General features: G+C 68.1%; 12 protein-coding genes and 1 pseudogene. 5 read left to right on the top strand and 8 right to left on the bottom strand.

The window, feature by feature from the left end:
• Positions 1–28 precede the first annotated feature (28 nt).
• Positions 29–634 carry a methyltransferase domain-containing protein gene (locus tag EV371_RS19900; RefSeq protein ID WP_130463375.1) on the top strand — a complete coding sequence of 202 codons (606 nt, stop codon included), beginning with the start codon at positions 29–31 and terminating at the stop codon, positions 632–634.
• A gap of 603 nt (positions 635–1,237) precedes the next feature.
• Here EV371_RS19900 and EV371_RS19890 read toward each other — a convergent pair.
• Entirely contained in the window at positions 1,238–2,113 is an 876-nt protein-coding gene (locus tag EV371_RS19890; protein WP_165436749.1) for an alpha/beta hydrolase family protein, read from the bottom strand.
• A gap of 78 nt (positions 2,114–2,191) precedes the next feature.
• Here EV371_RS19890 and EV371_RS19885 point away from each other — a divergent pair, with 78 nt between their 5' ends.
• Both EV371_RS19885 and EV371_RS34455 read left to right on the top strand, forming a co-directional pair.
• Positions 2,192–4,018: a hypothetical protein gene (locus EV371_RS19885; RefSeq protein ID WP_130463373.1), complete on the top strand. Its 1,827-nt coding sequence runs from the start codon at positions 2,192–2,194 to the stop codon at positions 4,016–4,018.
• A 43-nt stretch (positions 4,019–4,061) separates the two neighbouring features.
• A pseudogene (locus tag EV371_RS34455) lies at positions 4,062–4,197 on the top strand (IS5/IS1182 family transposase); the annotation flags it as partial.
• Between the two features lie 84 nt (positions 4,198–4,281).
• Here EV371_RS34455 and EV371_RS19880 read toward each other — a convergent pair.
• The 7 genes from EV371_RS19880 to EV371_RS33470 form a co-directional block, all read right to left on the bottom strand.
• Positions 4,282–4,944 (bottom strand): VWA domain-containing protein, encoded by a 663-nt coding sequence (locus tag EV371_RS19880; protein WP_207230550.1) that lies wholly within the window; start codon positions 4,942–4,944, stop codon positions 4,282–4,284.
• A gap of 36 nt (positions 4,945–4,980) precedes the next feature.
• Complete coding sequence (locus tag EV371_RS19875) at positions 4,981–6,129, bottom strand: hypothetical protein (protein WP_130463372.1); 1,149 nt, start codon at positions 6,127–6,129, stop codon at positions 4,981–4,983.
• On the bottom strand, positions 6,126–7,244 hold the full coding sequence (locus tag EV371_RS19870; RefSeq protein WP_130463371.1) for a protein phosphatase 2C domain-containing protein: 1,119 nt from the start codon (positions 7,242–7,244) through the stop codon (positions 6,126–6,128). The genes EV371_RS19875 and EV371_RS19870 overlap by 4 nt, the downstream gene beginning before the upstream one ends.
• A gap of 1 nt (position 7,245) precedes the next feature.
• Complete coding sequence (locus tag EV371_RS19865; protein ID WP_130463370.1) at positions 7,246–8,361, bottom strand: hypothetical protein; 1,116 nt, start codon at positions 8,359–8,361, stop codon at positions 7,246–7,248.
• An 8-nt stretch (positions 8,362–8,369) separates the two neighbouring features.
• The gene (locus EV371_RS19860; RefSeq protein ID WP_130463369.1) at positions 8,370–10,538 is read right to left on the bottom strand and encodes a hypothetical protein; all 2,169 of its coding nucleotides are present in this window, start codon (positions 10,536–10,538) and stop codon (positions 8,370–8,372) included.
• Entirely contained in the window at positions 10,535–11,146 is a 612-nt protein-coding gene (locus EV371_RS19855; RefSeq protein WP_130463368.1) for a TIR domain-containing protein, read from the bottom strand. Before EV371_RS19855 ends, EV371_RS19860 begins: the two co-directional genes overlap by 4 nt.
• 325 nt (positions 11,147–11,471) lie before the next feature.
• On the bottom strand, positions 11,472–11,645 hold the full coding sequence (locus EV371_RS33470; protein WP_165436748.1) for a hypothetical protein: 174 nt from the start codon (positions 11,643–11,645) through the stop codon (positions 11,472–11,474).
• Between EV371_RS33470 and EV371_RS19850 the strand changes: the two genes are divergently transcribed.
• Complete coding sequence (locus tag EV371_RS19850; RefSeq protein WP_165436747.1) at positions 11,626–18,219, top strand: LamG-like jellyroll fold domain-containing protein; 6,594 nt, start codon at positions 11,626–11,628, stop codon at positions 18,217–18,219. The two genes, EV371_RS33470 and EV371_RS19850, sit on opposite strands and share 20 nt — an antisense overlap.
• Positions 18,209–18,667 (top strand): SUKH-3 domain-containing protein, encoded by a 459-nt coding sequence (locus tag EV371_RS19845; protein ID WP_130466066.1) that lies wholly within the window; start codon positions 18,209–18,211, stop codon positions 18,665–18,667. Before EV371_RS19850 ends, EV371_RS19845 begins: the two co-directional genes overlap by 11 nt.
• Positions 18,668–18,706 lie beyond the last annotated feature (39 nt).

The raw sequence follows: 18,706 nt of genomic DNA, 5'->3' as shown, positions 1-18,706 counted from the left end.
GTGCGGGACCTGCGGTTACCGTGATCGCATGGCCAAGCCGACCCGCTGGGTGACCGAGACGAAGCCGGGACACTCGCAGTGGTACATCGAACGCTTCCGGCGGCTCGCGGCCGAGAGGGCGGATCTGGCCGGCGAGGCGCGGCTGCTGGATGCCCTGGTTCCGCCGCGTGCTCGGATCCTGGACGCCGGCTGTGGCACCGGTCGGGTGGGTGCCGAACTCGCCACCCGCGGGCACCGGGTCGTCGGCGTGGACGCCGACCCGGCCCTCGTCGAGGCGGCCCGCGTCGACCATCCGGGTCCCCGCTGGCTGGTGGGTGATCTCGCTGAGCTGGACCTCGCCGCCGAGGGCGAGCCGGAGCCGTTCGACGCGGCGGTGTGCGCGGGCAACGTGATGGCGTTCGTCGCACCGGGCACGGAGCGGGCGGTGTTGTCCCGGATCGCGGCGCACGTGCGCCCGGACGGGATTGTGGTGGTCGGCTTCGGCACCGATCGGGGTTACCCGCTCGCCGACTTCGACGCCGACGCCCGCGCCGCCGGCTTGCGCCAGGAGCACCGCTTTGCCACGTGGGATCTGCGCCCCTGGCGAGACGGCGCCGACTTCGCGGTGACCGTGCTGCGCCGGCCGGCCGACTGACGACCTCGACGACGACCGCCGGTGCCCCGGCGGCCCGCAGGCGGTCCAGGTAGTCGACCACCTCTGCGGGGACGGCCGGGGCATTGACGGTGGCCGACCGCGATGCAGAGCTGGCCCGCTATTGGCTTCCGCGCGGATCACGCCTGCTTCATGCTGATCTGCTTGGGCACGGGCTGCGGACCTGCCGCAGCAGTCAGTGACCTCGGTCCCGGCGGAGAAAGCACGACAGAAGCCGCATGAACTCGTGCGGGTGCTCGACCGCCGGCACGTGCGGCGCAACGGCCGAGCCCGTGCAGACGGACATCGGCCAGGTGTTCGAGCAGGGGCAGGGCTGCCGTCCCGAGCGGGGTGCCCCGGTCCTCGGCGCCGTGGACGAGCAGCACGGGCGCGCGGATCCCTGCCAGCGTTTGCGCCGAGAGGGTGAGCTGGTCGACCCATCGTGCCCTAGGTGGAGGGAACCACGACTCGAACGCGGCCGCCCCCGCTCGCATCGCAGCTGCACGGGCAGCGACGGCGGAATCGGTCACGAGCGCTTGGTCGAGGACGAGGCGACTATCGTCGATCACCACCTTGCGGGGATGCCTCCCGACCTGGCCGACGTCGTCAGAAGTGATTGTGCTGCGTGTTGTTGTCGCCGACCTGGACGCCTTTCGATCCGGTGACCGTGATGTTGTACCTCGATGACGGGGAGGGGGGCAGCGGGTTTGGGGCTAGCGGCGGCTCGGTAGCGCCTGCCGGGCTGCCTACGTGGCCGGGACTGGCGGGGGCGCTCGGCTGTTCTCCGAATGCGGCCATCAAGTGCCTTTTCAGGGTCGGTACGGTGAGGCTCCCGGTCGCCTCCGGGTCGAGGATGGATGAGTGATTTCCGGGCAGAATGCTGGCGTTCGGGAAGCTTCCCTGCGCCGACCCACGTCGTACCACATTGTCGGTGCGCCCGGCGTAGACGTAGATCGGGATCGGGCAGGTCCGTTCCGAAACCTGCGTCGCTGCGACGATCTGATTGAGGACGGTACGCCGGGCGGCTGTCACGTCGGCGCTGAACGTCTGTAGATCGCGTGCCTGTGGGTGCCGCCGGAGCCCCGCTGCCGTCCGCAGCGACCGCAGGTACTCCGAGCCCTCGTTCGGACAAGACAACAGAACAATCAGTGCGATGCGGGTCAGCTCACGGCCGCGCCCCTCGTTGAGCATCCACGCCAGGTACCGCTGGAGGATCAGACCGCCCTGGCTGTGCGTGACGAACGCAAGCGGTCCGTCTGGAGCGACATGGCGGATGTACGGGTCAACTGATTGGGCGATGTCGTTGTAGTCGGGAACCCTGGTAGCGCTGAACGGTAGCCGAAGCTTCGGCGATTCGTACCGGAAGCGATGAACGGAGAGTCCACGCAGGTCCCGATCGGCCTCGATATGCTCGGCGAGACGATGCCACGTGGCCGGAGATGACCAGAACCCATGTACCAGGACCAGATTTCCATCGATCATCTGAACCTCCGGCATTGAGGTGGTACGGAATCGTCGTCTGCGAAGCGTATCGGTCGGGTCGAAAAGGCGGACCACTCGGTGGAAGAGACGTCTCCTACGTACGAGACCAAAGTCAGCGGCAGCGAAGGTGTGAATATCGGCCCAAACCCCACTCAGTACAACTATTTCGGGGCTGGAAGGAGCTTCTTTGAGGTGAGGTGGCTCCCCGGCCCCCAGCAGGCAAAGGTGGGGATGCCGGTCAAGCGGCGACTGCGGATCGTGAACCACGACGACAAGCCGCACGAGGTGGGCCTGAGCCGTAGTGGGCCCTATCGCCGCATGATGAGAAGTCCCGCGTCCGTGCGGGTCCCCGCCGACGACGAGGTGGATGTCGACGTCACGTTCGTCGCGGAGGCGTCGGACCCACCTGGGGGAACCTCGGCCCAGATCAGCATGCTGCTGAGGTGGAACGGACGCATCGAGGCAGACGCCGACACTGAGCTAACCGTCACACCGCACGCCGCCGCGCAACTGGAGATCACGGGCGAGCGCGTCGGAGAGCACCGGGTATCGGTAGCCACCAGGGTTCGCAACGCCGGGAACGTCCACCTGTCGGGCCTCCGCGTCCAGACCGTCAGCGAGCAGAGCAATGCGGTGTCGGCCTGGCCGGATTCACCCTTTGCCCTGGACGTGGGCGAGTACAGGGATCTGCCGATCGAGATCGACCGGCCGACCTGGCAGCTTCCTGGTGCTGCAAGACCGACTGTGGAACTCGTTGCGCACGCCGAGCACTGCCGCTCCGCGTCCGCGAGCGTTACGGTCCCGCCCATCGTGGCGCCGTCCCGGCTCGTCGCGGCCTGCACGGTGCTGGCCGCAGTCCTGACGATCGCGGTCTGCGTGCCGATCTTCTCCAGCGACGAGAAGCCGGGCGCGGGCACGGCCACCAGACCGGACACCCACTCGAGCGCCGCCACGACATATCCGGTGGACCTGCTGATCGACCGCTCGGGCTCAAAGGAACAGTCACGGCAGCCGGTGTTGATCGACCAATCCGGCGAGAGAACACCGCTGCCGGCCGGCGGCGGCATCCACGTCGCGGTCCGGGTCCCCTCCGGCTGGCTTGTCAAGCGGACCAGCACCGGCAACGAGTACGAACTGCTGCACGCGACGGATGGATCTGGGCCACAGCAACTGGCGAGGGGCAGCGGACTGCTCTTCTGGGTTCACGACTCCGGGAAGCGGATCATCATCGACCTGCGCGGTGCCCAGGGAGTCGTCAAGGTCCGCTCGCTCGATACCGGCGACGAGCAGACCGCCAAGCTGCCGAACTCGGTGCGGATCATCGGTTGGATCGGCGATGCCGTGCTCGTTCGCCTCCCCGGACGCGGGGCGCCGAAGCAGCCGGAGGCAGCCGACTACCGCCTCGACTACTGGGACCCCAGCGAACCGTACACGCCAACACCAGGCGAAACAGGCGGATCGGTGCTCGGCGTCGACGGCGACCGAGTCCTGACCTACGAGCCGACCACCAGGTGCTTCATCCTCGCCGCCCAGACGAAGCGGTTCGCGGCGGTGCATCCGCCGCGCTGCGACCTCCCGTTCGCGCTGAACCTCAAAGTGCTCGATGGCAACTGGTCCAGCTTGTCGCCCGACGGCCGTACGGTGGCGCTGCCCGGCGCGGGTGGCACGCCGGCCCTCATTCCGCTTGATGAGCTGTTCGGCGACGGGACGCCCCGGCCGGTCACCAACCTCGGCCACGACGTGTCCCAGCTGCGGTGGCGCGGCGGGAGCGAGGTCGTCGCCTTGGAGGCCGACGGCCACGGGCGGCTAGCCGTCTGCACCGTTGCCACCGTCACGTGCTCGGCGACCGATGCGCCCATGCGGAACGACCTCGACCGGACGCAGCTCGTTGTCCGCCTCGGCTAAGAACTCCTAACCAAATGATGGTGGGCGTATCCGGTGGAGGTTTCTCCTGGCCAAGCTCAGAGCCGCCGGTCACCTGGACATGTCCCGGGCGGTGATCGACGGCCCCCACATACGCGCGCTCAAAGGGGGCCCAAAACCGGGGACCGAGCCCGGTCGACCGCCGCAAGCCAGGCTCGAAACCCGATCGTGCCCCAGCCCCACCGCCGGCACCACGTCGACCAGCTCAACGGCGGTGACGGCATTGTGGAACCGCGCAGGCCGGCTCACTCCTCCATGTACTCAATGGGGATGCTGCGATAGCCGGGCACCGTCGTCGGGATCCGCAGGGCCTCGGCCTGCGCCGACTGGACCAGCGTGTGCAGCAAGGTGTTGAGCATGTTGGTGATGGCGGCCGTGTCGTCGACTGCGGCGTCGAAGGCGCCCTTGGTGCCGATGCGGGCCAGCACCGCTTCGACCGCGTTGCCGAAGCCGAACGAAACGGTGTGCGGCCGGCGCTTCCAGCCGGCATCGGTGAGCGCGTTGAACTGGGTGGCCCAATCTTTGTCACTGGGCGCGCCGTCGGTGAGGATAAACACCGCGGGACGCAGCACACCCCGCCCGGCGGCGATCAGTTTAGCGACGTCCTTTTCGATGCGCTGCCGGACCAGTGCGAACATCGCACCGTAGTTGGTCACCCCGGTGCAGGCGAGCCGCGGTAGGTGGGTCATGTCGTCGAGACTCGTCATCTCGAGAACGACGTGCGGCCCGGTGTTGAACGTGATGATCGAGACATGCGCGAACTCGGCGACCCGGGGGCTGTCGGCCACGTTGGTGACCACGCGCTGCACAGTCTTGTTGAGCAGGTCGGTGTGCTTCTCCATCGAGCCGGACGTGTCCACCACGAGATAGACCGGCAGGCACTTCTTCTTGACGGCGGTGTCACTCACGATTTAGCCATACCCTTCGCAACGGTTCACAGGAGATCAGACGAGCCAGTGCACGACGGCTACGACGCCGAAGGCCACAGCGGCGATGAGGAAAAGAAGCACCCCGCAGCCGAACGCCGCCGTGCCCGCCGTGACGTCTTGTTGAGTGGTCGCCGAACCATTCGGGGGCGCGGGCTTCGGAGTCGCCGGCTGCGAGGTGGACGCGGTCGCGCGTGCGGGCCGGGTCTGTTGCGGGGCCGGCTTCGTCCGCTTGACCGACGGGCTCCACTCGACCCAATCCACGACGCCGGTCGTATCCTGCGGTCTCGTCGATGGCGCCGGCGACATGGTACCGGTGAAGGCCGCGGCGAGCTCGGCGAGCGGCGGACGGGCGTCGCGGCGGGCTTCGACCAGGATACGCCGCAACGTGGCGGGCGCCGCCCCGGACATCGCCGACAGCGCGGCGGTCAGCGGCTCGACGTCGCGTACCGTAGTCAGGCACCGCGCGATCAGCAGCGCCGCCCGGTAGCGGTCGGTGTAGTTGTCCACCTTGGTGCCGGGTGGCGTCTTCGGATCGTCGAAGTTCGGGGTGATGACGTAGTCTCGCGGTCCGAATGAGCAGCCGTCGATGTCCAGCAGGAACACCTCGTGCTTGACCGGCTGCCAGAAGGCGTTCGCGTAGGACCAGTCGGCATAGACCAGCCCGCGCTCCTCGAAGAGCGCGGCGATCCGCGCGAGAGTGGTGCACATCGTCGCCCGCTCGGCGGCCGGTTGGGCCGGGATGGCGCGCTGGGTGAGGAACCTGTCCGGCTTGGCCAGCAGGTCGATCTCCAACGTGGTGCGGCGGGCCGGGTTCTCGACGTCCGTCGGGGAGCGCCACGCGACGGTGAAGGCATCCGGCGCCCGCGGCAGCAGCACGCCCACCGTGTCGCCGCCGTCGGTGACCCGGCTGCTCGGCCAGGCGGTGGCCATCTCGACCAAGCGGCGCTGGTCCCGGCTCATCGCGGAGGGTTCCGCGATCAGCCGGTCGAGCGCCGCGCTGTCCGTCTGGCGGCGTACCTCGAGGGTGTACTTCTTGAACAGGAGGGACGGCGCCGCCGGCACCACCCAGACCCCCTCGCACTGGCCGCCGTTGGCCAACGGTGTGTCCGGGAGCCGGCCGAGCTGTCCGATCTCGACGACTGCGGGGAAACGGGTGGCGGTCACCGGCGGTCATCGCTCTGCCCGGCCCAGACCACCACACTGGTCCGGTCGTCCTGCTGTCCCGGCGCGTCGAAGTCGACATCGAGGGCGAACGACGCCAGCGGCGGTGGCTCGGCCCACCGGGCGTGCAGCCACTGCGCAAACCCATCGACCTCGGCCAGCGCGTCGCTCACGCCGTCGGTCATCACCGCGAAGACCGCGCCCGGCTTGATGGTGAAGGTCTTCTGCACCACGGCGTCCGGGTAGTGCGGCAGGAACTCGCGCAGGACGTTGCCGTCGAAGGCGGATTTCGGTCCGCCGATCATGGCCTTCCAGCCGTTCGCGACGCGGTACCAGGCCTCGGTGTCGCCGAGCCGGCACGTCCAGAGCGAACGACTGCCGTCAGGATGGGGACGGGCGTCGACCACCGCGACGGTCAGCGTCGTCCGCACGTCGCCGGCGGTGAGGCTGCGCTCCTCGGCCGACTGGATCATGGCGCTCGCGATGCGTTCGTAAAGCTTGGTGGCGGGCAGCGACTCCGGGCACCGCCCGGAGTCGAGATGCCGGCGGACCAGCGCGACGGCCTGGCCGGTGGCGGCCTGAGCCCCGAGTTCGGCACGCGAGCTGTCGGCCATGCCATCGGCCACCGCGATGATCAGGTGCCGGCCGTCGCGGTCCTGGGCGACGCGGTAGGCGTCCTGCCGGGGCAGCGCAGGGTGCTCGCACCGGTGGCCGGCGCCGACCACGGAAGCGCCCCGCACGTGCAGATCGCCGACCACGGCCTGGTCCGCCGCCAGGCCGGACGGCGAGGCCGAGCCGGCCGGCAGCCGCCACTGCCGGGCGGCAGCCGGTGAGCCTCTGCCGAACCGCGGCGGGTACGCGGTCGCCGGATTCTGCGGCGCGATGACGACCGGCGGTCCCGTGCGCGGGTGCCGGGGAGTCGTTGGCAAGCCGCGTGGGGAGCCGGTGCTGATCTGGCCGTCGCCCTGCGGCTCCGTCGCGAGCGGGACATCGCACTGAACGGGCGGCAGCGCCGCCCGTGGATCGAGAACCTGCCGGACCCGCGAAATCACCCGGCCGGCGAGTTCGCGCACCCCGCCTGCCGGCCGCACCTGGCCGTCGCCATCACTGATCGTCAACTCAGTGGTCCGCTTCGCCGGTGCTGCGCCGCGGCTTGAACTCTTGCCACCCGACCACGCCGGTGGAGTCGGTGCTCTCGCCGGGCACTGCGGACCCCGCCTGGGCGGTCGCCGGTTCCGGCGCCGGGGACAGTCCGGCGGCCGGCCGCAGCGCCTCCTGCTGGGGCAGGTCGAATGAGTACCAGGTCGTCGCGGGCGCCGCCCCGCAGCTCGGCCCGGCGCCGTCGGACGGGCCGCCCCCGGTCATCGAGGCCAGAAGGTTCTGCACGGCCGCGTCCCGGAGGGGCTCGGCGTCGACGTCCTGGAAGATGCCGTTTTCCAGCATCTTGTCGACAATCGCGGCGGCGTTGGCGAAGCGGGCCTGCTGCCGCTGCTCCAGCTCGGACTGCCGGTCGCGCATCATCTGCAGCACGGTCAGCGACTGATCCGGGTGGTGCCGCAGAAACGTGGTGATCAGCCCGAACTCGCCCTGCACCATGGCCGCGACCGCGGTGTGCCGTTCACGCTCCAGTTCCTGCTCGTTGCGCAGCTCCTGGGTGTTGAGCGCGTGGCCGCGCTGAGCGAGTGACAACTTCCGGTCGATCTCCTTGTGCTCCTGAAGGTACTGCTTGGCGGCATCGTCGTGAGTCACGTGCGCGCTGATGCTCTCGATCACCACGCCCAGGTTCGGCAGTTCCAGCGGCCGCCCGGCGACGAGCTGATTGCACCCGGCCTCCACCGGGGCGAACTTGTCGATGTCGTGGCGCCGGCTGATTTCCCGCATCCGGGTCATGACGTAGTGGACGACCGACGGCTCCACCCGCCCGTCGGCCCGCTCCACGATGATCTTCGCGGCGTCGGCAACCCGCCACCCGACAACGGCGTTCACCGCGAAGAAAAAGGAGTCGTCGCGGGACGGGAGACGGTCGTTGATAGTGACGGTCTGGTGTGCCGAGTCGATCTCGCACATCGTCCGGTAGCGGCCGGAGAGCAGCTCCCAGCGCGACAGCGGGCGACCGGGGCACTCCACCGTGCCGTCGACCGTGGTGTAGACAACAATCACGCTGAAGGACCGGACCGGCTTCCACAGGTGGAAGCGGGCGACCGGGGTCTCCTTCAGGACTATGGAGCGCGGCATGGTGGTCCTCACTGGTTGATCGAGAGTTCGGGGCGGCCGCCACCTGGCGGCTGCCCGACGGCGCTCAGGACCGCGGCGGCGGTGAGTGGTGCGTACGTCGTGCCGGAGCGCGTCAGCCACGACCGGGCGGTGACACCCAGGATCTTGGCGGTGCGGGTGCTGCCAGCCGCCGCGACCGCGAAGAGCGTGACCAAGGCCCCGCGGATCGCCTCCTCGCCCTCCGCGACGCCGGCCCAGATGCCGGCGACCGTCCGGGCGTCTTGCGCGAAGAGCCGGCCGTTGAGGGTGTGGAACCACGCAGACGCCAGCACGTTGCGGATCCGGTGGTCGGCGGCGGACAGGGCGAGCAGCAGCGGCCCTTCCCGCGGGTAGACCAGGTCGGTGGCCAGGGTGAGGAAGGCCAGCTCTCCCGTGGGCGTGCGCGGGTCGATGCCGTTGCCCATCCAGCGGACCACGAGCTCGAGAATCGGGCCGGTCTTGCCGTGATCGGCATCGACGAGTTCGGCGAGGCTGTAGGAGATTGCCAGTCCCACCTCGGCGCTTCCGGTGACTGCCAGGCGGTTGAGCCGGTCGAGCGCCCGGTCGGGGAAGTCGCCGCCCAGCGCGGCGCCGTAGGCCCGGGCCGCCGCGGCCTGCAGTTGCCACGGCGCGCTCGGCGCCGCCCACTCGTCGACCAACGCCAGCACCTGGTGCTGCAGTTCCGGCCGGTTGCCCGGGTCCTGCAGCGCGTACGCCGCGAGTTCCCGGCGGCGCTCCGAGCGGCTGCGGGCCCACGGCCGGATGACCGTGCGCAGGATGTGCTCGAAGGCGCGTTCGGCCAGCACGCCGACACCCGCCGCGGCCCGAATCCGGACCGCGTCATCCGGATGCCCAGCGAGGTCGCGCAGCCACTCCAGCAAGTTGTCGCGGACGTCGTCGTACTCGTCAGACACCAGCCGCAGCACGATGGGCGGATAGTCGCTGTTCAGGAACCGGATCACCTGAGCCGGCACCGTACCCAGTCGGCTCGGCACGTCCTCCCAGGTCAACCCGGCGCGGATCGCGTTGATCCGGGCGGTCCGGCTCTCGCCGAACTTGTCGGGTCCCGCCGTGCTGGTCACCGAGGGCACCTCCAGCAGCTTCGCCAGTGACTCGGCGGTGGCCGCGACGGTCTGGTAAGGAAGACCGTCGAGCAGGGCCAGCGAGATCGCCAGAGCCTTGAGCGAAGTGGTCGGTAGGCTAAGGAACCAGCCCTCGACCTCGCGCTCCATCGAGCGTCGCATGCGGGCGCGCACGGCTTCGACGTCCGGCCCGCCCGTGCCCCAACTCTCGTGCAGGTGCCAGGCCAAAGCGGCGACCCGGTCACACGGGCTGTCCGCGGTGATCTCCTCGGCGAAAAGTTTCGTGACGTCGGAATGGTCGAGTGCCTGCGCGCAGCGGGAGGCGCCGACCAGGTAGGTCAGCCGGGCCCGGAGCACCTCCCGATGCGCGGGCGCCGGGCCGAGCGTCACCACGAACTGGTGCACGCCCGGGTCCCGGAAGGTGATCTCATCGCTGACCGTGATGACCACTCGGGAGCGAGGATCTAGTTTGCTCTCGAGGTCGGTGAGCGAGGCGGCGGTGAGAGCCTGCGCGACGGCCGGCGTCATCTCCTCGACCAGGTGCGCGGTATCGGCCTTGACGGTCCGGGCGATCTCCTCGGGCAGCACCGTCGGCTTATAGGCGAGGAACTGGAGGATCCCGGCCTCGGCGCACAGTCGCATGGCAGCCGCGGACTTACCCCGGCCGCGGGGCGCCTGAATGATGACGAGCCGGCGCGATCCGGCGGCCGAGGCGAGCTTCGGATAGGCCTCGCCCACCGCGTATCCGTACCGGGCGAGGTCGACGAGACGCCGGCTGACCTCGAAGGTAAGCACCGGGCGGGCGTCGTCGGAGAGGTACTGCTGGTAAATGATCTGGTCGCCACCGATGACCGTGCCCTTGACGCGAGCGTCACCGCCGACGGAGACGCCGCCCTGGCGGAAAACCGCCCGGGCCGCCCTCAGGTTCTCGTTGGTCTCGGCCGCCCGGCGTGGGGTCGCCGCGTTGGCGCGGAGCTCATCGCCGGCATCGTTGATCTTCCGGGCCGGGGCGTCGGCCTCATCGGTGGAGTCGGCCTTCCGCCCTTCCGGCCGATCGGCCGCTTCGGGCGTGGTCATTGGGCGTCACCGAACCCAGCCCGCGGCCCGCGGACGTTGCCGTAGACATCGCCGCCGATCACGGGACCGATGACCTTGGCATCTCCCTTGATCCGTACGCCACCCCTCGACGGGGCGTCGTTGCCTTTCGGCTCGCGCCGTTTCCGCCCGGAGACAAACAGCCGCAACTCCTTGACCAGGTAATCCAGGTCAGCTCCGTCGTGGCGGCTGCGAAGCGTGACGAACTGCCGGTCCGGCAGCGTTGTCAGAGCGTCCGGAAGGTCACTCGCCACCAACGGCTTCGCCCCGTCGAGGAATACCGGGATCACTCGGATCGATCGGTCCACGGCTTCCACGATCTCCCGGCGCACGAAGTCGTTCGGGTCGTCGATGCGCCGGCGACCGGTCGCGTCCTCCAGGGTCAGCCAGTCGGGGCCGATGACGACGAGCAGGACGGCGCTGCCGCGTAGGGCGGACCACAACTCGTCGGGGAAGTCGGCACCCGCGTGCATGGACCGGCAGTCGCGGAAGACGTTCTCCGCACCGAACTCGGCCCGGAGCCGCTCGTAGACCAGCCCGGCGGCATAACCGGCGTCATCCGTACGGTAGTTGACGAACACATCTGCCATCGGCAGCCTTCCACAGAGATGAGCACAGATGCAAAATATCGCACGCCCTATTGGCCGTTGGTGATCAAGGAAGCAATTCAATCTTGAGCGCAATGAACTGATCTCCTCGCCATCATGGGCGTGGGAAGCGCCGGAAGCAATGCGTTTCCCTCGCCCAGTCGGGTGGTCAACGGGACACAATTCGCGGGGTGGGTGGACAGAAGGTTCCACCGTGCTTTCACAGCAGGGAGCCGGGCATACCCGTTCGTACACACCTTCATGGAGCAGTGACTCAGTGCAAACCCATGCGTCACTTGCGTGACGACGCCGGATCTGCTAAAAGCCGTCAGCGGCTTTGCGCCTGAGCCTCCGAGATGACGGCCCGCACCCGCGCCACCGGGGCGAACCCGGACCAGCGGACCAGGGCCTGATTGAGCAGCGCGAGATCACTGCGCACCGTGGCCGAAGCCCCGAAGCCGAGCTCGGCGAGCGTCTGCAACGTGGTGACCTCGACGACCAAGGTCAACGACGGCAACTGGCACCACGTCGTCCTGTCTGCCTCGTCCAGCCGGCAGACGGTCTACCTCGACAACAAGATGGTCGGCATGCTCGGCCCGATCGTGCTGGACGCATCGGTGCACTCATATATCGGTGCGGGTACCACCAGGGGTTGGCCGAGCGTCTCCGGGGACACCAGCTACTTCAAGGGCAACATCGCGGAGTTCGCCTACTACGAGCGGGAACTGCCGGCCACCGAGGTGGACGCGCACTACAAGGCGTCCCGAAGTGCGCTGCAGCCGGGGGCGACCCCGACGCTGACCCCGGTGTCGACCGTGAGCGTCACCGATCCGACGAACCAGGTCTCGAAGCAGGTCTTCGACATCGTCAACGGCGGCCGGCTGATTGCCGCGACCGACGAACTCGGCCGGACCACCTCCTACGGCTACGACGTCGGCGGTTTCGAGACGATCGTCTTCGACCCGCTCGGCATGAAGACCGTCTCCGGCCGGGACGTACGCGGAAACGTGATCCGGTCCACCGTCTGCCGCGACCGGCAGTGGTGCGACAGCACCTACTACAGCTTCTGGCCGAACTCCACCACTGCCACCCCCGCTCCGGATCCCCGCAACGATCAGCTCACCGCGGTCCGGGACGCCAGGTCCCAGTCGGCGACGGACAACGAGTTCCTGACGAGGTTCGAGTACGACACCGCCGGCAACCGGACCAGGATGGTCCCGCCGCCGGTGCCGGGATATCCGGGTGACCGCAGCATCACCCTGACTTACACCACCGCGACCACTCCGGCGGTGGGTGGCGGGGTAACCCCGCCCGGCCTGCCCTACACGGTCACCTCGGCTGAGGGTGGTCGGCAGACCACCGAATACAACGCCGCCGGCGATGTCGTCCGGATCACCGATGCGGCCGGGTTGGTCACCGAGTTCGCGCACGACGGTCTCGGTCGGACGGTGCGCAAGACCGTCAAGACGGGCGCGACGGTGGGCGACCTGACCACCACCTACACCTACGACCTTGCCGGACAGGTCGTCGAGCAGGTCGACCCGCCGGTGCTCAACTCGGTGACCGGCGCGGTGCACACCGCCTCCTGTCCGAGCGGTGACCGGCTGCGTGTCGTCGAGGAGACTTACGACGCCGTCGGGCAACACCTGACCAGCAGCGTCACCGGTCAGGACGGCACCACCACCCGGGTCTCCTCGAAGGCGTACTACGCCAACGGCAACCTGGCCTCGGAAACCGACGCAATGGACTGGGTGACCCGATACGAGTACGACCTCAACGACAACGTCACCAAGATCACCCGTACCGACGGGGTCAAGACGTACGTCGAGGAGGAGAACACCTACGACGCGGTCGGAAACCTCTCCTCCCAGCGTCGGGACAACGGCGCCAACCTGACCTTCTACGACTACGACCAGGCGAACCGGCTTGCCGAGGTCATCGAGCAGCCGTTCGACCTGCACCGGCTCACCAACTACGTCTATGACGACGACGATCGGGTGGTCAGCACCCGGCACTCGGTCGGCCAGCTCGAGACGCCGTTGCAGACTACCGAGGCCACCTATGACCCGATGGGCCGACTCACCTCGGAGAGCGTCACCCTCAGCAGCTCGGCCGGACCGGTCGGCTGGTGGGAGATGGGCGAGACCGGTACCAGCAGTTGGACGGCCTTCGACTCGTCGCCCTCCCAGCAGAACCTGCACTCGTGGGACGCGGCCATCGGCCGGTCCGAGGGCGCCGCCTCGTTCAACCGGGCCGACTTCTACGGGTCCCAGCAGCCGATGCTGCTCACCACCCAGTCGTACTCGGTCTCGGCCTGGGTGAAGCTACGGGACCTCAACACGAGCCAGGTCGTCGTCGGGGAGGGCGGCAACAACAGCGTGGCGTTATGTCTGGCGTACGACCACGGCCCGAAGAAGTGGACGTTCCTATCGGCGTCCGCGGACTCGGCGTCTGCAACAGGACGCGGACCCACCAGTTCCGTCGCGCTGGCCACCGGCACCTGGGTGCACCTGGCCGGAGTCTTCGACTCCAACACGAAGGCGATGACGTTGTACGTCAACGGTGCACCGGCAGGCACGGCTACCCAACCAACCCCCTGGAACGCGGTCACCCCGCTGTCCGTCGGTGGGCTCTTCGTCGGACCAGATGAGCTTCATCAGGTCAACGGACTCATCGACAACGTGCAGGTCTTCCAGGAGGCGCTGTCCGCCGAGAACGTGACGCGGCTCTACGGGGGCGGCAACGGCCGGACCGCGCACGTGACGGCGACCAGCGAGAAGCTGACCACGAGCTACCAGGTCGACCGGCGCGGCCTGACCACCGCGGTGACGGACCCGATGGGCAACATCACCCGCTACGAGTACGACGCCGCCGGAGCGCTGGTCACCACCACAGCACCGGCGGTCTCCGTGGAGACCTTCGGCGGACCCGGACCGGTCTCGTCGGTCCCGGTGACCCGGACCGGCTACAACACCTTCGGCGAACCCACCGAGTCGCAGGATCCGTTGCAGAACACGATCACGACCCGCTACGACGCTATCGGGCGGCCGACCGAGACGATTCTGCCCGACTACGCGCCGCCGGGTGGTACGCCGATCGTCGGCGCCCGGACGAAGACCGTCTACGACGGGCTGGGACGGGTCGAGGCGACGATCGATCCGCTGGACAAGGAGACCCGGTACAGGTACGACTCCCTCGACAATCCGATCGAGGTGATCGACCCGGCCGGCAAGGTAGCGAAGGCGTCCTACAACGCGGTCGGCGACCTGCTGGAGACGACCGACCCGACTGGCGCCAAGCGGACCGCCACCTGGGACTTCCTGGGGCGGAAACTGACCAGCAGCGAGGTCGTACGCCAACCGACGCCGCAGACGAACACGACCTTCTACGACTACGGCACCGGCGTCTACGGAACGACCCCGGCGGCCGGGCCCTGGCTGCGGAAGGTCACCAGTCCGGACGGGGTGACGCAGCAGGCCACCTACAACTGGCTTGGTGAGCTGGTGACCAGCGCCGACGGCGCCGGGAACACGACGAGATTCGAATACGACGGCCTTGGTCGTACCGTCAAGACGATCCGGCCGGACCAGACGAAGCAGACGGTCAGCTACGACGGCGCGAGCCGCCCGACCCGGGTGCAGAATCTCGACGCTGCCGACCAGGTTCTCACCATGGAAAGCGTCGGCTACGACGACAACGGCAACCAGACCTCGGTGAAGGACGCCCGCGGTACGACGACGACGTTCAGCTACGACGCGCTGGGCCGGGTTACCGGCGAGATCCAGCCGACCTCACCGACCACGTCGATCGGCACGTCGTTCGGCTACGACGCGGCCGGCAACCGCACCAGGTTCACCGACGGTCGGGGCAACGCGTTCTGGACCACGTACAACGCATGGGGCCTGCCGGAGTCGCAGATCGAGCCGGCGACACCGGCCTATCCGAACCTGGCCGACCGGACCTTCACCGTCGGCTACGACAGGGCGGCCCGGCCGAAGACGTACGCCATGCCCGGTGGCGTGACGCTGACCAGCGGCTATGACGACCTCGGCCGACTGATCCGGCAGAGCGGGACGGGTGCCGAGGCCGCCACGGCCGACCGGAGCTTCGGATACGACGACGCCGGACGACTCACCTTGCTGTCGGTGCCGTCGGGCACGAACTCGTTGACGTACGACGATCGCGGTCTGCCGCTCTCGGTGACCGGTCCGACCGATACCGCCTCCTTCACCTACACCCGCGACGGCCAGATGGCGTCCCGCACCGACGCGGCCGGCACGACCGCCTACACCTACGACGCCGCCGGCCGGTTCAAGACCGCCAGCAACACGACGACCGGAATCAACCTCTCCGTCGGCTACAACGCGATGTCCCAGGTCGCCACGATCACCTACGGCGCCAGCAACGTGCGGTCGTTCACCTACGACGGCCTGCAACGGCTGAGGACCGACACCCTGAAGACGGCTGCCGGCGGCACGGTCGCGTCGATCACCTACGGATACGACCTGAACAGCAACATGACGTCGAAGGTCACCACCGGCTTCGCGGGCGCGTCGTCGAACACCTACACCTACGACCTGGCCGACCGGCTGCAGAGCTGGCAGAGCGGCTCGACCAGTACCACCTACGCCTACGACGACTCCGGCAACCGGATCCAGAACGGCGCGAAGACCTTCACCTACGACGCCCGTAACCAGCTTCTCGCGCAGAACGGCACCACCACGTACGCCTACACGGCGCGCGGCACCCTCAAACAGACGACGTCCGGATCGGTCAGCTACACCACCCGCGCCGACGCGTTCGGCCAGGTGATCTCGCAGCAGGCAGCCGGCGGCACCAGCAGCTACGCCTACGACGCCCTCGGCAGGGCGATCCGGCCCGACTTCAAGTACACCGGACTGGGTAACACGCTCGCCCAGGACAGCACCGCCACCTACACCCGCGGCCCGACCGGCGAGCTGCTCGGCTCGGGAACCGGCAGCGGCGCCTCGTCGACGTACGCCTGGACCGACCAGCACCTCGACGTCGTCGGCCAGTTCACCGCGACCGGCGCCACCCTGGCCGCCTCGACCACCTACGACCCGCTCGGTGCGGTCCGGGCCACGGCGAACCCGGTCGGCAGCCTCGGCTACCAGGGGGAGTGGACGGACTCACAATCCGGCCGGGTCAACATGCTGAGCCGCTGGTACAACACCGACACCGGCCAGTTCGACACCCGGGACACCGCGACCGTCGACCCGCTGCCCGACTCGATCGCCGCCAACCGCTTCCAGTACGGCGACGGCAACCCACTGACCACGGTCGACCCGACCGGGCACTGGGGCTGGTCGAGCTTCAAGAAGTCGGTCACCGGTGCGGTGCGGAGCACCGTCAGTGTCGCCGCCAAGGCCGTGAAGTACGTCGCCTCGGGCAAGGCCCTCGCGGATGCCAAGAAGGCCGCCAAGAAGGTCGTCAAGAAGGTCGTCAAGACGGCGAAGAAGGTCGTCAGCAAAGCGAAGAAGGCGGCGAAGGTCGTCAAGGAGTCCACCACCCGGTGGGCGAAGAAGAAGATCAACGCGGTCAAGGACGCCGCCAGCGCGGCCAAGAAGTGCCTGAAATCCGGCGTCGGCAAATGCGTGAAAGCAACCGCCACCCAGGCGCTGAAGAAGGCCGCCGCGAGCGTGAAGTCGACGGTCGAGGCAATCAAACAGGACCCGTGGAAGTTCGTCGCCAGTGCTGCCGTGGCGGTGGCGGCGACGGTCGCGGTCGGCGCACTTTGCGCGACCGGGGTCGGCTGCCCGATCCTCGCGGGGGCGGTGGCCGGCGCGATGGCCGCCGGTGCTGGCTACATGGTGGACGTCGGCCAGGGCGACGAGGACTTCACCTGGAGCGGACTCGCCGGGACGATGATCGAGGGCGGTCTTGACGGGGCGTGGAGCGCCGGTCTCAGCAGGATCACCGGGGGTCTGGCCGGGGCTGGTGGCTCGGCTGCCGCTCGGCTTCTTCCCGGGCGTAGTGGAGGCGCGCCGTCGATCGGTGGCCGTCTGCCGAGTGGTGCCGGTGGTGGGTCGGCGGCTCGTCCGGTGGGTGGTGGCGGTTCCGGCGCGCACGCGTCTCCTGTGGTCCGGACACCGCAGGGGAATCGTGGGTCCTCGGGCGGTGGGGGTTGCCGACCTGGGCAGGCGGCTGCCAGGCACAGCTTCGATCCCGCGACCCGGGTGCTGATGGCCGACGGCAGCAGCAAGCCGATCAGCGACATCCGGATCGGCGACGAGGTGGCGGCGACCGAGCCGACGACCGGGGACACCCAGGCGAAGCAGGTCACGCACCTGCACGTCAATGTGGACGATGAACTGACGAACGTCACCGTTCGGGGCAGTGATGGCGACACCACGGTACTGAGGACCACCGCACATCATCCCTTCTGGGATGCCACGGAGCGGCAGTGGGTCGACGCCGGGAAGTTGCAGCCCGGCCATCGACTGCTCGTACACGACGAGGACCGGCTCGAGGGCGACGGCACGGGCGCCGGTAGTGGAGGCGGTGGCCCCGGGGCCGAGGTGACCGTCGTCGGCGTCGCCAACTTCGACGGCAACAAGGTCATGCGCGACCTGACGGTCGCAGACATCCACACGTACTATGTGATCGCCGGCGACGAACCAGTCCTCGTACACAACAATAACTGTGATACTGCGCTGGGGGGTGCGAAGGAGGTTGCGGATGCGACAGCCTCCGTTCGGCCCTCTGCAGCAAGGCCGGTGGTTGCCGAAGCGATCAAGCTGCCGAGCGGGCGAGTCATAGCGAGTGCTAGTGTCCGCGGAGCAACGGTTCGGACACACCCCGCAGTTCAGGCGGTCCTTAATACAGTCGCTCCTGGCGCCCGAGGTGTCGGTCATGGGCAATGCGGCCTGGTCGTATGCCTTTCGCAGTCGCTATACAGCGGAGAGAGTCCAATGGGAGCCGATGCGGCAGCCGTCTTGATCAGAGGCGATGTTAAACACCCCAAGCATGGATTCCCGGTGGGTCCATGCAATAGTTGCCAAGCTCTTGTTGAGCACTTCGACCTAAACTTCTTGACGGGTGACTATGATGGGTGATCTATCCGAAGAAGTGGAGCGGGCACTCCTGCTCGCAGGTTGGACACCTGGTCGACGCGTTGACACGTCGGCCTGGCGTACCCGCCTGGAGAGCTCTGGATTCGTCATGCACGAGGCGGCTGAGGGATTCCTCTCTGAGTTTGGTGGCCTGTCTTTCGAGTACGGCGGTGATGGGATTTCGCGGGCGCGAGAAGCATTCAAACTCGATCCACTTCTCGGACTCGGTGAAGATGACAGGTTTAGCGAGTGGGGTCAATTGATTGGTGTATCTCTGTTTCCGATCGGTGAGCTCGATCAGGGTAGATACTTCCTTGGCCTCGACGAATTTTGGACAATATATCTTGTAGCGGATTGGCTTGCTCGGTTTGGTGTCGGCCTCGACGGCATCCAAAGCCTCATACGGGGGAACATGCCAGAAGTGCTCTACGATATCTATCCCCAATCTTGATCGTAAATTCTCGTCTGAAGGACGGCATGGCTTACCAAC

The sequence above is a fragment of the Plantactinospora sp. CNZ321 genome (assembly GCF_004217235.1).
The sequence above is the reverse complement of the archived record's forward strand: the minus strand, read 5'-3'. Positions and strand labels throughout refer to the sequence as shown.

What these genes read in the sequence shown, in the direction of transcription:
- EV371_RS19900 (WP_130463375.1), top strand. Translation starts at nt 29, where the DNA reads ATGGCCAAGCCGACCCGCTGGGTGACCGAGACGAAGCCGGGACACTCG.
- EV371_RS19890 (WP_165436749.1), bottom strand. Translation starts at nt 2,113, where the DNA reads ATGATCGATGGAAATCTGGTCCTGGTACATGGGTTCTGGTCATCTCCG.
- EV371_RS19865 (WP_130463370.1), bottom strand. Translation starts at nt 8,361, where the DNA reads ATGCCGCGCTCCATAGTCCTGAAGGAGACCCCGGTCGCCCGCTTCCAC.
- EV371_RS19860 (WP_130463369.1), bottom strand. Translation starts at nt 10,538, where the DNA reads ATGACCACGCCCGAAGCGGCCGATCGGCCGGAAGGGCGGAAGGCCGAC.
- EV371_RS19855 (WP_130463368.1), bottom strand. Translation starts at nt 11,146, where the DNA reads ATGGCAGATGTGTTCGTCAACTACCGTACGGATGACGCCGGTTATGCC.
- EV371_RS19845 (WP_130466066.1), top strand. Translation starts at nt 18,209, where the DNA reads ATGATGGGTGATCTATCCGAAGAAGTGGAGCGGGCACTCCTGCTCGCA.